Here is a 14,053-nt window from a genome sequence, read left to right on the forward strand (position 1 = left end):
AGCATAAGAGACCTCACTCTTTTGCCCGCGCTGCAACGCGGGCTTTTTCTTCTCTGAGTGAGGTCTCTTGTCTTTTGCCTATGAATGCTCTCGGAAGCAAACTCCGCTGAACCTGGATACGCTCAGCGGTACGACACCGTCTCCCACGCCCGCGACGCCGCTGCCTGCTCCACCGCTTCCAACACGCACTGGTTCCGCACGCCGTCGTCAAAATCCGGCCGCACGGGTTGACCCTCGACGAGCCCGCGGAAGAAGGCGCCGAACAAGTTCAGGAACGTGTGCTCGTAGCCAATGATGTGCCCCGCCGGCCAATACCGCTCCGCATACGGGTGTTCAGGCTCGGTGCAGTTGATCCGCCGAAATCCTTGCAACCCGGGCTCGTCCCCGTGAAAATACACCTCGAGCCAGTTCATATCCTCAAGGTTCCAGCGAATCGACCCCTTCTCGCCGTTCACCTCCAACTGATTGCCGTTGCGATGGCCGCCCGCAAATCGCGTGGCCTCGAACACGCCCATCGCGCCGTTTTCAAACCGCGCGAGGAAGGCGACCGCGTCGTCGACATCCACCTGCCCCGTACCCGCAGACGCCTTCGCCTCAAGGCCCCCCGCCATCTCGCCAAGCGGGCGCTCCTTGATGAACGTCTCCATGCAGGCCGCGACCTCGCGAATCTCCCCGACCAAAAACCGCGCGAGATCGAGAATGTGCGCGGCGATGTCGCCAAGCGCGCCCGATCCCGTCACATCCTTCCGCAGGCGCCAAACGAGCGGGAAGCCGGGATCCATGATCCAATCCTGCAGATACTGCGCGCGCACGTGATAAATCCGCCCCAGGCGTCCCTCGTCGATCAGGCGCTTCGCAAACTGCACCGCCGGCGCGTACCGGTAATTGTGGCACACGAGGTGGTGGACCCCAGCCGCGCGTACGGCGTTGCGCATGCGAACGGCCTCGTCCACCGTCATCGCGAGCGGTTTCTCGCAGATCACGTGTTTCCCGTGCTCCGCCGCGGCGATGGCGATCTCGGCGTGCGCGTTGTTCGGCGTGACAATGTCGATCACGTCGATATCCTCGCGCTCCACCAATCGCCGCCAGTCCGTCTCGTACGACGCGAAGCCGTACGCCTCCGCCGCGCGGCGAAGCGGCTCCTCGCTTCGCCCCGCGATGGCCTGCAGCACCGGCTCGACGGGCAGATCGTCAAAAAAGAAGCTCAGATCTCGGTAGGCGTGGCTGTGGGCCTTACCCATGAACTGGTAACCCACCATGCCAATGCGAATCGAACGCTTCGGCATCCCGATTCCCCCTCGAACGACTTACAGCTTGACGGGTTCGCCCCGCTCGGCGGACAAGTACAGGCCGTTCAAGATGCGCTGCAGCTTGACGCCCTGCTCCGCCGTCGACAACGGAGGCTCGCCGGTCAGGCACGCGTCAACCCAGCGCCTTATCTCCCGCTCATAGGGCGATACTTCCGGCAGATACGCAGGCGTGACGTCGATGAGCGCGCCGTGCTTCTCTTGATACAGTTCAAGTGGAAACACGTTGGCGCCGCCGAGATCGCCCATCAGCTTCACATTCATGACGTCGCGCTCCTTCACGTTCGCCGCAAACGCCGACTCAATCACAAGCGTCGCCCCGTTGGCAAACTGGATCATGCCGCGCGCCATGTCTTCCACCGTGAAGTGTTCCCAATCCCAGTCGCCGAGGAGCCCCACGCCCTTGCGCGTGCCGAGCTTCTGATACGTCGCGCCCCACACCATCGTCGGCTCGGGGTAGCCCATCAAATACAGCGCCGTGTCGAGCATGTGGCAGCCGATGTCGATCAGCGGCCCGCCGCCCTGCAGCTCCTTGTTGGTGAACACGCCCCAGCCCGGGATGCCGCGGCGCCGCACCGCGATGGCCGTGCCCGCGTAAATCTCGCCGAGCTCGCCCGCGTCGATGAACCGCTTCAGGCAGTCGACCTCGCTCGTGTGCCGGTAGTGAAATCCGTACGACAGGTGCTTGCCGCTTTTCTTCGACGCGTCCGCCATCGCCTGCGCCTCTTCGACCGTCATCGCCGGCGGCTTCTCGCACAGTACGTGACAGCCCGCCTCGAGGGCCTTCACCGTCGCGTCCTTGTGGAACTTGTTCGGCGTGCACACGCTCACGACGTCGAGATCGGCCTTGTCCAGCATCTCGTCGACGGTCTTGAAAGCGTGCGGGATGCCCCACTTGCGAGCCGCCTCTTCAGCGCGATCCAGCGCGACGTCGCAGATGGCTGCGATCTCGACCTGCTCGCCGCACTTCTTGTAGTTCGGAATGTGCACCTGTTGGGCAATGCCGCCCGCACCCACGATACCCACGCGAATCTTGTCTGCCACTTCGATGTCCTCCTCTTACGCCCACCACATCTGCTGAAGTTTTTCGCGAATCACGAGCGGCCGCAGAAAGCTGACGGCCTTCTGAAACCCTTCCTCGATGGACATCAGGCTGTCCTCGTGTTCAATCGAGATGACGCCATCGTAGCCGTTCATCTGCAGGGCGCTCAACAGGTCCGCCCAGGTCTCTTGGCCGTGGCCATACCCCACCGTGCGGAAAATCCAGGCGCGCTTCAGCTCCTCGCGGTACGGCTTCGTGTCGAGCACGCCGTCGCGCGCCACGTTGCGCTTGTTGAAGCCCGTGTCCTTTGCGTGCACGTGGAAGATGCACGCATGCTGTGCGAGGGCGTGCACGGCCTCGACGGGATCGATCCCCTGCCAGAACATGTGGCTTGGATCGAAGTTGATGCCAATCTGTTCGCCACAGGCCTCGCGCAGCCGCAAGAGCGTCTCGCCGTTATATACGACGAAGCCTGGGTGCGCCTCGATGGCGATGCGGACGCCGTGATCGGCCGCGAACCGGTTCATCTCGGTCCAATACGGGATGACCTTCTCCTTCCACTGCCACTCGAGCACGCGCGAGTATTCTTCCGGCCATGGGCACGTGACCCACACGGGGTTCTCCGAGTGCTCCGATTCGCCCGGACAGCCGGAAAAGGTGACCACCGTCTTGACGCCGAGCTCCGCAGCCAGCTTGATGGTCTCGCGCAGCTCCCGATCCGCCCGCTCACGCACCTCACGGTTGGGGTGCAGGGGATTGTTGTGGCAGGAGAGCGCCGAAATCTCGAGCCCCCGCGACGCGACGGCGTTCAAAAACGCGGACCGCTTCTCGGCGGAGGCGAGGAGCGCCGCTCGGTCACAGTGCGCGTTGCCTGGATAACCGCCGGTGCCAATTTCGACGGCGTCGACGCCCGCCGCCGCGACGTGATCGAGCATCTCTTCAAAAGGCATTTGGCTAAAGAGAACGGTGAAAATGCCAAGTTTCATGCGGAAGCCTCCCTTCGTGGTGCCGTCAGAGACGCGCCTGAAGAAATTGAAGCGACGTGGCGATGGCCTCGAATGGATCGCCAGGGCAGACGTCCTGTTCGACAATGACGTAGCGCACCCCTGCTTCGGAGGACGCCTGGAAGATGGCATCCCAGGGCAGCACGCCGGTCCCGACCGCGGCAAACTGGCCGTCCGGCGCAGCGTCCTTGGCGTGCAAGAGGTCGAGGCGGCCGCGGTACCGCCGCATGAGGTCAACCGGATCGAACCCGGCGTGGTGCGCCCAGTAGACGTCGAGCTCGAGGCCGAGGTCCGGCAGGCGGGTCAACAGCCAGTCGAGCGCGGTCTGCCCCTCGTACGCCGCGAATTCGAAATCGTGGTTGTGATACGAGAAACCGAGTCCGGCAGCGCGCACGCGCTCGGAGGCGCTTTCCAGCAGGTCGGCGAGCGCTGCGTAATCCTGCCGGCGCTCGACGGGAAGCCAAGGACACACGACGTACTCGAGGCCGAGCGCATGCGCCTCATCGACGACCTGATCGAGCTCCGATTCCAAGCGGTGGAGCGGGACATGGGCCGAAATGGCGCGAAGGCCCATCTCGTCCAAGCGGCTGCGGAGCGCCGGCGCGGTGTACGGACCGTAGTGGTGCAGCTCGATGAGCCGGAAACCGATTTCGGCCACGCGGCGAAGCGTCCCGTCGAAGTCTTCTTCGAGTGGCTTGCGCAGCGTGTACATCTGCAGCGCGATGTCAGGCATTTACCTCTCTCCCTTCGCCAATTGAATGAGGCTTTCCAGGCGTTCCCTCACGCGGAGCGCGCGCGAAGCCCCGGTGCCACCAAGCGGCGCCTCGTGAAGCACCTCTGCGGCCACAGGCCCGCGGTAGCCCGCGCGGTACAGCCCGCGCAAAAACGAGACCAGCGGGATACAGCCATCGCCGGGCATCAGGCGCCTGCCGTCGTGCGCGTCCTGTGGTGCGTCGTTGGTGTCGTTGATGTGGACGTACACGATTTTCTCGGCCGGAAGCTCGGCGAGATCGTCCTCGGATTCGCCGGCGGTGTACCAGTGATAGCTATCCGCGAGCACGCCGACGTTTGGAGCGCCAACGGCCTCCCAAAACGTTTTCAGGTCCGCGAGCGACTGCACGAAGGGATACGTCCGACCGCGCAGGTGATGGGGGCCGACGTACTCCAGGCCGACGCGCATGCCGAGCGGCATGAGCTCCACGGCCACTTGGCGGATGCGCCGAGCCAGCTGGGAGATGTAGCGCACCGGCGCCTCATCCACCGAAGGCCAGAGAAACGTCGTCACGCCGCGGGCGCCGAGGCGGGCGCAAAGGCGCGCGCGATCCGGCAGGAGCGCCAGCTCGCGAAGAAAGGAGGGCTCAGACTCGTACAGGTTGACGGGCAGGCCCAAGTTCGCGAGCACGAGCCCGCGCGCACGAAACAGATCCTCCAGATAAGCCTCCCCGTGCCTCTCCGCTTCGGCTTCCAGCCAGGAGAACGGGACGTCGACGTAACGGTAACCGGTTTCACGCGCGAGGTCAAGATACGGGACGAGCGAGGTTTCGTCCACCAGCGTTGGATGCAGACAGGGTTCCATGGGGGAGGGGGCTCACCTCTTTGTCTAGCCTGAAATCCATCCCCATTGAACCACATCCGCGCGGCGAGGGCCATCCTCAATGTGGTCACGTTATTTCCGATTTGGCTGCGACCGAAAACGATGATGGCGGCGCTCCGACGCGACCAAGGCATCCAACATGAACTTGTCGGCTGAGGCGAGAAACACGTAAATCGGGATGGAGTACAGGAGATTCCATCGATACGGTATGTAAATGTCAAAGTACTGAAAGACGAGTTCCATCAGCGCGTACGCGACGGCAAAGGCGAGGGACACGGCGAGAAACGTCCACCATCGCCGGCAGGTCTGGTAAATGAGCGCGAACGTGACGGGGATAATGGTCATGTCGGTACACATTAAGGTGGGGTAGACAAACCACAAGAGGCGTACTTTGTACCCCCAGAGCATCAAATCGGAGCCTATGATGTCTAAGACCGAGCTGACGACCGCCATCGCAAGCGCGTAGCACAAGACTTGGAGCACGCGGGTGCGGTCCACGAAGCGGACAAACACGAGCCACGGCACGATGGCCAGCGTGACAAACAGCCACCATTGCCAAGTGCCGAGATCGTGCTGAAACCAATACACTCGCGTGAGGTCCGTCAGCTGACGCCTCACGCTCTCCACGACGTCAAAATGGGTCACAAACAGTCCTCTTCCTCTCCCCTGGGGATGCGCCACGAAAACTTTGCCACACGCGCATGCGGCAAACGCCTTGCGGCACTATGATCAACGTGCACAATTCGACAGGAATTATGTCCACAGGTGACGAAGAAACCAGCGAGCGCCGAGAGCGTCGGCGCCAGAAGGGAGACGAAGATGGGCTTTTTCGACATGTTGCGACGCGCGGCGGAAGGATTGGGACAGGACGGACAGTACAACCACGACCACTTGTGCGTCCGCTGCCAGGTGCCGATGCAGTACCGCGGAGCGCACGCGCTTCGCACGGGCGGACTGAGCCGGGGCGTGGGCCTGTTGACGGATCTGTTTCTCGGGGAGCGAGACGAGGAACTGCTGAACACCGCGATGGAGCGCAATGTCGCGGTGCACGTGTTTGTATGCCCAGAATGTGGATCGCTCGACTTCATCAATGATCCGCGGCACGGATTTTAGCCGTCCGCCCAACGAGGCAAAGCGCGTTCCTGGGCGACAAGGCGGGCTGGTTGGCGGGCAGCCCGGCCCTGGCCGGGCTTTCCACCCGCGCATCGGCTAACGCGGCGCGTCACCTTCGCGAGCCTCGTCGTCCGGGATGGCGTCGCCTGGCGACCAGCCGCGGGCCGCGAGTCGGCGGATGGCCTCCTCGCGCGTCGCGCCATGAAGCGACGCGACGCACCAAGCCACAAACACCCGGTGGCGCTCGCTCGGCTCGAGCGCGTAACGGGCCCCCGCTTCCGCCCGAGCCCGACGCGTGAGTTCGTACAGGGTCACGGCGGCGGCCACCGACACGTTGAAACTCTGGACGAAGCCCGCCATCGGAATGTAGAACCGGCCATCGGCGAGCGAGCGCGCCTCGTCCGACACACCCTCCTTCTCGTTGCCAAACAGGATGGCGGTGGGTCGGCCGAGATCGATCTCGCCAATCGGCTTCGCGCCTTCACCTAAATCGGTGACGTACACCTGAAACCCGCGGGCGTGGAGATCATCGACGGCGTCGCGGATGGTCGGCATGCGCGAAAGCGTGAGCCACTTGTGCGCCCCCTGCGTCACGCCTTTGGACGGCCGAAACGAGGCCTGACCTTCGACGACGGTGACGTATTGAATCCCGAACGCCTCGGCGCTGCGAAGAATGGCCGCCTGATTATGTCCGTCGTCCACGGCCTCCATCGCCACCGCCAGGTACCCCGTCCGCCTGCTCAGGACATCGCGCAGCCGGCACAAGCGCTCGGGTCGAATCCAATCCGCGAGCCACAGCTCGTCGTCCAAAAGAAGGCCCTCATCGCGCAACAGCTGTTTGACGTCTGCCTGCACGGCCACCCCCCTCTCGACGGTCGTTTCACACGCCCCCCATCATATCGAATCGCGCGCGCCGGTGCACATGCCGATCTCGGCGACGCGCCTCAACGCGCCTCAAGGCGTACCCCTATGCGATCCGCCCGCAAGCGCAAACCCGTGCACGCAAAGGCCGGCGACCACCGTGGCCAGACCCATCGCGCCAAGCCACGAGACGTGATCGCCCGGGATGACGCAAAGCTCGAGCAAGAGCGCGAAGACGACCTCGCCCGCCTGCGTCGCCTCGACGACCGCGAGATCCCGCGGCGAACCATGGGCGAGATCGGTCGCCCGGAAAAACAGAGCGGTGGCGATCACGCCGGAGCACACGGCGACGAGCAGCGCCCCGAGGAGCTGCCTCGCGGACGGCCATCCTGCGGAAACCGCGCCGGCTGCAGAACACGCAAACCAAAACGGCAGGCTCCCGAGCGTCATGCCGAGCATCCGCTCGAGCGGATCGAACGTTCCGGCGTATGCGCGCATGGCCATGCGATTGCCGGCGGGGTACGCAACGGCGGCGACGAGAATGGCCCCGGCGCACAGGGCCGCCTGCACCCACGACATATGGGAAGCGCCGGCCATCTCCAAAAGCAGCGCGCCTGCGACAATGCCTGCCGAGGTCACGAGTTCCCTGCGCGGCACGGGCGGCCGCCGCCCATCGGGCAACCGCGCGCTCACCCAGGGGGTGAGAAGCGCCCCGCACACGATGGTGATCTGCCAGACGCCTGCGACAAGCCACGCAGGCCCGTAGGCGTTGGCAAGGCAGAGCGGCGCGTAAAATAGGCCGAACCCGACCGTCCCGTACGCCATCCAACGGGCAAAGTCGCGAGCGACGGCGCGAAGAAGGATTGCCGCGCGCCGCTTCCAAAGCACGTAGGCAAACAAAAAGGGCAGCGTGAAAAAGTAGCGAAGCGGCGCATTCCACAGCCACGAGCCGCCCGAGAGCGCGATGGCCTCGTTGGCCACGAAGGTCACGGCGAAAAACAAGGAGGCCAAAAGTCCGAGGAAATACAAGCGCCATCGGGCCGTTTTGATCGCGGCACATGAGGTCATCCGCCTTCCCCCTCTCCAACACGTTCGGCAGGGCGCCGTGGGTTCACTTGTGGCCGCCATCCGGCGCCAACATCCTCGGGGCGAGCGGCTGAGATCATCACGCAGATGATCCTTTAGAACACGCCCGCCTCGACGTCGCGCACAAAGCGCTCGATGGCGGTGAAGTAGGCGTCTTGATCGTCCCACATCGACATGTGGCTGCCCTTCGGACAGATGGTTGCACGGGCGCGCGGCATTCGACGCGCCATCTCCTCCAGATCGGCGGGGTCCATCGTGTCGTAGCGCGCACCGATGACGAGGGTGGGGACGTGAATGCGGCCGAGATCGGCGAAGCGGTCCCAATCCTTGAAATTGCCGGTCACGACAAACTCGTTCGGGCCTTGCATGGTGTTGTACACCTGCTGATTCATGTGTGCGAACGTGCGCACCACGGCGTCCGGCCACGGCTCGAGGCGACACAGGTGCTTTTTGTACAGGTGTTCGATGAGAAGCTCTTGGTACGCTTCGGACGCGTAGTCCCCGCGAACCTCGTAGGCCTGCAGCTGTTCCTGAATCTCCTTCGGAAGCTCTTGACGCAGCGACTGGATATAGCGCACATATGCAGGAATACTCGCCGTCATGTTCGAAATGATGAGTCCTTTTAACCCGTCCGGGTGGTGAAGTGCGTATTCAAGCGCAAGCATACCGCCCCAGGATTGACCCAACAGATAAAAGTCGTCCAAACCGAGCGCCCGCCGCACCTCGTCCACTTCTTCGCGGAACCGATCGACGGTCCAAAGCGACGGATCGTCCGGCTGGTCAGAAAAGTACGAGCCCAGTTGGTCGTAAAAGTACAGCTCGATCCCGGCCTTCGGCAGGTATTCCTCAAAGATTTCGAAGTACTCGTGGCTCGCCCCTGGCCCCCCGTGCAGCAGTAACATGCGCACGGAGCTCGTCCCGACGCGGCGCGTCCACACGTGGTGCCCGCTCGACAGCGTGACGATCTTCGTCCTCCCATCCATTGCACCGGCCTCCTGTCACAGGTCTCTCAACGTCGGCGGAACTTCTCGATAGCCTTTCGATTTCACGGCGCCAATCACGATCCCAAGCGCCATCCAGCAGAACCCGAAGATGAACGTGGTGCGGTCAAAACCCAGCCAAACGTAGCCGATCACGACAAAACCGCACAGCGGCAAGAGCAGGTACTTGAAGATGTGGCGGTAGCCACGCTGCCGAAAGTAAAAGTACACGACGACCGTCGCGTTCAGAAGCAGAAACGCGGTCAAGGCGCCGAAAGCGGCACCATGCCAAAACTTTGTTGGGCAACGTAGCCATAGATGGCCATGGGCGCAATCGGGACCATGAAGATCATGCCATACACAACCAAATCGCGCAGGTGCAGCGTCCGCTTGAGCTCCTGCTGGTAACCTTGTTGATTTGCAATCGGACGCATCGGTGAATCCATGTGCCACGCCCCTCTCTGACGTTTACGTGACGATATTATCCCGAATCTCGTCTGCGGACGTCAACGAAACAAAAAGAGGACTGGCCCACTCCCATGCGAGCGATGGGAAATGGGACAGCCCGAAGGAGAAGGGGACAATGGCTTGAGCGCCGTGGCACCGAATCAAGCTGCGCCTCAGAAAACCTTCTTTGCGCTTTGATACTCCTTGAGAATTTCAACGGCCTCGCGAAAGCGAAGCGAGTGGATCACCTCCCGCTCGCGTAAAAACCGAAGGCTGTCTCGGATGTCGGGATCGTCCGTGTTATCGATGATCCACTGGTACGTCGCGCGCGCTTTCTCCTCTGCCGCGATGTCCTCGTACAAGTCTGCGATCGGATCGCCCTTGGATGCGATGTACGCGGCCGTCCACGGGTTGCCTGCCGCATCATGGTAGAAGAGAGAGTACCCGTGGTTGACGTAGTGATCGCCAAGGCCAGCCGCGCGCAGCTGTTCGGGCGTCGCGTCCTTGGTCAGCTTGTAGACCATCGTCGCGATCATCTCGAGGTGCGCGAACTCCTCCGTGCCAATGTCCGTCAAGAGCCCAATCACTTTATCCGGAATGGAGTAGCGCTGGTTCAGATACCGAAGCGCCGCGGAGAGTTCACCGTCAGCACCGCCGTACTGCTCGATGAGCATCTTGGCCAGTCTGGGATCGCACTTGCTCACGCGAACAGGGTATTGGAGCTTTTTCTCATAAATCCAGATGACCGCCCACCCCCACAAAAGCTAGACCTGCCACGGCCAAGGCGCCTCCGACCACGCCCAGGACTGCCCGGTGGCCGGGCTCAAGCCGTACTGATGCAGAGGACCGAATGCGGACTCGAACTGCGCCATGAGATTGTGTTTGCGCTTCTGAAATTGCTTGAATTGGGCGAGCGCCTGCTCGTCGTCCGGATGCGTATCCAGATAGAGAGTGAGATCGACCAACACGAAATCAATCGCCTGAAGCTCCTGAAGATACTGATAGTAAGCCTTGGGAAGAGGCTCTGCGGTTTCACTCACGCGATCTCGTCCTCCTCACGCCGGCGGATATGGGCTGTCGTACTCCGGCCACAGCGTCCCCTTGCGAAGAGCCTCCTGCGGCGCGTATTGCCGCCTTGCGCTCTTCTGGACGGGATGCGTCACTTCCGGTGGCACGTCATACCTTTTGACCAAAGCTGAACACGGATCGTACGGTCCACGGTAATTCGCGTAGGATCGCCACTCGGACGAGGTACCCTCCACCGTCTGTCAATCCCTCCTTCCGTGCGACTCGAAAGCATCTTATGCGGCATTCGGCGGTTTCAGACGTCTGGACGAGCCAGCATTTTTCGGTCATGGCGAGATTGCTCAGTGGTTGAGCGCAAAAGCCACCAACAGGCCCACCACCGCGCCGCCCGCAATTTCACTCGGCTTATGGCCCACCTGCTCGTTGAGCACGGGCCAATCGACGAGCCACCAAGGCCCCTTGGCGATCCGCAGCGGAGGCACCGACGGCGAGTCTCCTGCCCCTTCCGGATGACTCGAGCGCGCTGCGTCTGGCGCATCCCGAAGCCCATCCGCCATGGTCGGGACACGGTTCTCGGACGAAGCCGCCTCTTCCCGCCGTTCGATGAGGAGATGCTGACCGCGGAGATCGTGCAACAGCCGGTTCAGCACCGCGGCTTGCCGCCCGGTCTGCCATCGAACGCCCGCCGCATCGTACATGACGACGGCCGCCAGGAATAGGCCAATGGCCACAACGGGATCCGCCCCGCCGAGGTGCAGCCAGAGCTGCACCGCGAGCGCCACCACGGCGGCCGTATGCGAGCTCGGCATACCGCCCGAGTTTTTGACGTGACGCCAATCCCAGGATCGCATCTGAATCATGACGAAGATGGGCTTCAGCCCCTGCGCGACCACCATCGCGACCAAGGGCGCCGCCCACAAACTGGACCAGATGTGAAGCAACGGATGAGCCTCCTCACGTCGCACCGTTTGCAGCCTGTCGATACGCTTCGTACAGAAGGATGGTGCCTGCCATCGCTGCGTTCAAACTCTCGGCCTTTCCCGCCATCGGGATGGCCACCGTGCGATCCGCCAAAGCACGCAGCGCGTCACTGACCCCTCGCGCCTCGTTGCCAATGACGAGCGCCAATTGCTCGCCTAGCGCCGCCCTATCGCACCGTTCGGCTGCGTCGGCTGCCGTCGCGACGATGGTGCCCTGGGCATGGCGTCGTCGCCATGCCGCCAGATACCGCGCCGGATCGGCCGCAATGACGCGCACGCGGAACAGGCCTCCCATGGACGCCCGCACCACCTTCGGCGAATACGGATCCACCGTGCCCGTGCCAAAGACGATCTCGTCGAAACCGAACGCCTCTGCGCTTCGAATGAGCGTCCCGACGTTTCCCGGATCCTGCACGGCATCCAGCACGAGGACTCGACTCGGGTAATGCGGGTCAACTTTCGGAATGGCCGCCACGGCGATGAGCCCCTGAGGTGTCTCGGTGTCGGCGATGAGCGCGAAGGCCTGAGGCGACAGCACGAACCTCCGGTCAACGGACTTGGGGTGATTCCACACCGCGTCAGGAGGCTCGTCCAGCGCGGCATTGTAAAGGAGCGCCTCAAGATGAACGTGGCTTGCCAAGAGCTCCGTTACAAGCCGCTCGCCCTCGACCAGAAAGAGGCCGGACTTTTGACGTCCGCGCCGCGTCTTGAGGCGAGCCCATTCCCTGACGCGATCGTTATGCTGCGATTCGATGTACACGACGAGAACCTCCTGGGAAATCGACAAAAAAACCCGGTCATCTGACCGGGGCTCACTTACGCGTTCGCGTTCAGACGTTCGCGCGCAACGGTAACCAGCTGCGAGAACGCCTCCTTGTCGGTCACCGCGAGGTCAGCCAACATCTTGCGATTGACCTCGACGCCCGCCAACTTCAGCCCATGCATGAACCGGCTGTACGACAGCCCATGCTGGCGAACCGCAGCGTTGATCCGCTGGATCCACAGACGGCGAAAATCGCGCTTGCGCTGCTTGCGGTCCCGATACGCGTACATCAGGGACTTCATGACCTGCTGTTTCGCCGTGCGATACAGCGTGTGCTTCGAACCGAAATACCCTCTTGCGAGCTTCAGGATCTTTTTATGACGACGGCGTGTCACCACGCCACCTTTGACGCGAGCCATCTTCAGTAGCCTCCTCGAATGATGTTCCGTTCATAACCTCGCGATGCCTTCCCGCACCGCAGAACTTCTCGCTCACCCGGCGTGCCGCATGTCACTTGTACACGACGAGTTGCTTGATCCGCTTCACGTCGCTTCGGGACACGAGCGTCGTACCGCTCAGGCGGCGCTTGCGCGCAGGCGACTTGTGCTCCAGCTTGTGATAACCAAACGCCTTTGTGCGCTTGAGAAGCCCTGTGCCTGTGCGCTTGACGCGCTTTTTCAAACCGCTGTGGGTCTTCATCTTCGTTTTTGCCATCTCAAAAGTCCTCCTGTCTTTGCATTCGCCAATCCAGCCGCTGACCAGGGGTCAACCGCACCAGGTCACGAGGTTTCACGCACTCGGTTGCTTCGGCGCCAAAATCATCACCATATGACGACCTTCGAGCTTCGGCGCCCGTTCGACAATGGCGTGCTCTTCCGCAGACTTCGCCAGCCGTTCAAGTAGTTCCTGACCGATGTTCTGATGCGTGATTTCCCGCCCGCGAAACCGGACGGACACCTTCACCTTGGACCCCTCGCTCAGGAATTTCAGGACGTTCTTGAGCTTGACGTTGAGATCATGGTCGTCGATGTTCGGCGTCATCCGAACTTCCTTCAACAGAACGACCTTTTGATGCTTGCGCGACTCACGCTCACGCTTGCTCTGCTCGTACTTGAACTTGCCGTAATCCATAATCCGGCACACTGGCGGCTTCGCGTTGGGCGCAACGTTGACCAAATCGAGATTGCGCTCCTCGGCCAATCGCAGCGCTTCGCGCAAGGGCATGATGCCCAGCTGCTGGTTGTCCGCGTCCACGACGCGCACCTCTCGCGCGCGAATGCCCTCGTTGACCTGATACCCTTCTTTGCTTATGGGGTGTCACCTCCACCAATCTGCCCCACCACACCAATACGCAAAAAAGCGCAGGCAACGCCTGCGCTCGATTCACCTTTCCCAGCCGCGGAGAGACTATCCGTCAGTCCGTCAATCCCGCTGGATCAGGAACCCGTCAGCTTGCGCCGACCAGGTGAGAAGCGGCAGGCTTCTGCTTGGTGTGCTACGGAACGTTTTCATGGTAGCGACCCGACGGGGAAATGTCAAGAAGGGGATGCGCTAGGTGCGTGTCCAGTTGTCGTAGGGGAGACCGCACAGGCAAGTGGATGATCCGATTCGAACCGCCTAGCTTGCTCGGGGGAACGGTGTGATACTTGACCGTCCGTTAGAAACGCCATGCATCTGACTCGTCAAACGCAGGGATGCCAATCACCGCCCATTCTGTCAGTACCGAATGCAGCCCGACATAGCCACCCGAATCCGGTTCGCTTGCGAGCTAACCAGTTGCTGCATTTCTGAAGGCGCTCCGGACGGTATGGTGAAGCACTACACGAAAATGCAAGCCTTGAAGACAACCA

At 62.2% G+C, this 14,053-nt stretch carries 20 protein-coding genes; 1 reads left to right on the plus strand and 19 read right to left on the minus strand.

Annotated features, from left to right (window positions below; all coding sequences use genetic code 11):
- Positions 1 to 122: 122 nt before the first annotated feature.
- The 6 genes from BW934_RS12775 to BW934_RS12800 form a co-directional block, all read right to left on the minus strand.
- Entirely contained in the window at positions 123 to 1,286 is a 1,164-nt protein-coding gene (locus tag BW934_RS12775) for a Gfo/Idh/MocA family protein (RefSeq protein ID WP_076348720.1), read from the minus strand.
- Positions 1,287 to 1,307: 21 nt separating this feature from the next.
- Positions 1,308 to 2,351: a Gfo/Idh/MocA family protein gene (locus BW934_RS12780; RefSeq protein ID WP_076348722.1), complete on the minus strand. Its 1,044-nt coding sequence runs from the start codon at positions 2,349 to 2,351 to the stop codon at positions 1,308 to 1,310.
- 15 nt (positions 2,352 to 2,366) lie between these two features.
- Entirely contained in the window at positions 2,367 to 3,335 is a 969-nt protein-coding gene (locus BW934_RS12785) for a sugar phosphate isomerase/epimerase family protein (protein WP_076348724.1), read from the minus strand.
- A 25-nt stretch (positions 3,336 to 3,360) separates the two neighbouring features.
- Positions 3,361 to 4,086, minus strand: a complete 726-nt coding sequence (locus tag BW934_RS12790; RefSeq protein WP_076348726.1) for a sugar phosphate isomerase/epimerase family protein — start codon at positions 4,084 to 4,086, stop codon at positions 3,361 to 3,363.
- Positions 4,087 to 4,929, minus strand: a complete 843-nt coding sequence (locus tag BW934_RS12795) for a sugar phosphate isomerase/epimerase family protein (protein ID WP_076348728.1) — start codon at positions 4,927 to 4,929, stop codon at positions 4,087 to 4,089.
- Between the two features lie 90 nt (positions 4,930 to 5,019).
- Positions 5,020 to 5,592, minus strand: a complete 573-nt coding sequence (locus tag BW934_RS12800) for a CBO0543 family protein (RefSeq protein WP_076348730.1) — start codon at positions 5,590 to 5,592, stop codon at positions 5,020 to 5,022.
- A gap of 120 nt (positions 5,593 to 5,712) precedes the next feature.
- On the opposite strand from BW934_RS12800, the gene BW934_RS12805 reads away from it, so the two are divergent.
- The gene (locus BW934_RS12805; protein ID WP_234969798.1) at positions 5,713 to 6,060 is read left to right on the plus strand and encodes a eukaryotic translation initiation factor eIF-2-beta/eIF-5 family protein; all 348 of its coding nucleotides are present in this window, start codon (positions 5,713 to 5,715) and stop codon (positions 6,058 to 6,060) included.
- 96 nt (positions 6,061 to 6,156) lie between these two features.
- Here the strand turns inward: BW934_RS12805 and BW934_RS12810 are convergent, their stop codons facing one another.
- From BW934_RS12810 to infC, 13 genes are all read right to left on the minus strand, one after another.
- Complete coding sequence (locus tag BW934_RS12810) at positions 6,157 to 6,915, minus strand: TrmH family RNA methyltransferase (protein ID WP_076348734.1); 759 nt, start codon at positions 6,913 to 6,915, stop codon at positions 6,157 to 6,159.
- A gap of 99 nt (positions 6,916 to 7,014) precedes the next feature.
- A complete protein-coding gene (locus BW934_RS12815) occupies positions 7,015 to 7,989 on the minus strand; it encodes a DMT family transporter (RefSeq protein ID WP_076348736.1) in 975 nt (324 codons plus the stop codon).
- A 113-nt stretch (positions 7,990 to 8,102) separates the two neighbouring features.
- Positions 8,103 to 8,990, minus strand: coding sequence for a proline iminopeptidase-family hydrolase (locus BW934_RS12820; RefSeq protein ID WP_076348738.1), 888 nt, complete (start codon positions 8,988 to 8,990; stop codon positions 8,103 to 8,105).
- A 15-nt stretch (positions 8,991 to 9,005) separates the two neighbouring features.
- The gene (locus tag BW934_RS12825; RefSeq protein ID WP_234969799.1) at positions 9,006 to 9,254 is read right to left on the minus strand and encodes a hypothetical protein; all 249 of its coding nucleotides are present in this window, start codon (positions 9,252 to 9,254) and stop codon (positions 9,006 to 9,008) included.
- Positions 9,251 to 9,433, minus strand: coding sequence for a hypothetical protein (locus tag BW934_RS12830; protein ID WP_076348740.1), 183 nt, complete (start codon positions 9,431 to 9,433; stop codon positions 9,251 to 9,253). Before BW934_RS12830 ends, BW934_RS12825 begins: the two co-directional genes overlap by 4 nt.
- A 174-nt stretch (positions 9,434 to 9,607) precedes the next feature.
- Positions 9,608 to 10,177: a manganese catalase family protein gene (locus BW934_RS12835; RefSeq protein WP_076348790.1), complete on the minus strand. Its 570-nt coding sequence runs from the start codon at positions 10,175 to 10,177 to the stop codon at positions 9,608 to 9,610.
- 21 nt (positions 10,178 to 10,198) lie between these two features.
- Positions 10,199 to 10,474, minus strand: a complete 276-nt coding sequence (locus BW934_RS12840; RefSeq protein ID WP_076348742.1) for a spore coat protein CotJB — start codon at positions 10,472 to 10,474, stop codon at positions 10,199 to 10,201.
- Between the two features lie 15 nt (positions 10,475 to 10,489).
- Positions 10,490 to 10,609, minus strand: a complete 120-nt coding sequence (locus tag BW934_RS15255) for a spore coat associated protein CotJA (protein WP_234969800.1) — start codon at positions 10,607 to 10,609, stop codon at positions 10,490 to 10,492.
- Positions 10,610 to 10,801: 192 nt separating this feature from the next.
- Positions 10,802 to 11,401 (minus strand): divergent PAP2 family protein, encoded by a 600-nt coding sequence (locus tag BW934_RS12850; protein ID WP_076348746.1) that lies wholly within the window; start codon positions 11,399 to 11,401, stop codon positions 10,802 to 10,804.
- Between the two features lie 13 nt (positions 11,402 to 11,414).
- Positions 11,415 to 12,200, minus strand: coding sequence for a TrmH family RNA methyltransferase (locus BW934_RS12855; RefSeq protein ID WP_084182605.1), 786 nt, complete (start codon positions 12,198 to 12,200; stop codon positions 11,415 to 11,417).
- Between the two features lie 56 nt (positions 12,201 to 12,256).
- The gene (gene rplT / locus BW934_RS12860; RefSeq protein ID WP_076348748.1) at positions 12,257 to 12,622 is read right to left on the minus strand and encodes a 50S ribosomal protein L20; all 366 of its coding nucleotides are present in this window, start codon (positions 12,620 to 12,622) and stop codon (positions 12,257 to 12,259) included.
- 91 nt (positions 12,623 to 12,713) lie between these two features.
- Positions 12,714 to 12,917 (minus strand): 50S ribosomal protein L35, encoded by a 204-nt coding sequence (rpmI, locus tag BW934_RS12865; RefSeq protein WP_076348750.1) that lies wholly within the window; start codon positions 12,915 to 12,917, stop codon positions 12,714 to 12,716.
- A gap of 75 nt (positions 12,918 to 12,992) precedes the next feature.
- Complete coding sequence (gene infC / locus BW934_RS12870) at positions 12,993 to 13,514, minus strand: translation initiation factor IF-3 (protein ID WP_076348752.1); 522 nt, start codon at positions 13,512 to 13,514, stop codon at positions 12,993 to 12,995.
- Positions 13,515 to 14,053: the final 539 nt, after the last annotated feature.

The sequence above is a fragment of the Alicyclobacillus vulcanalis genome (assembly GCF_900156755.1).
Lineage (GTDB): Bacteria > Bacillota > Bacilli > Alicyclobacillales > Alicyclobacillaceae > Alicyclobacillus > Alicyclobacillus vulcanalis.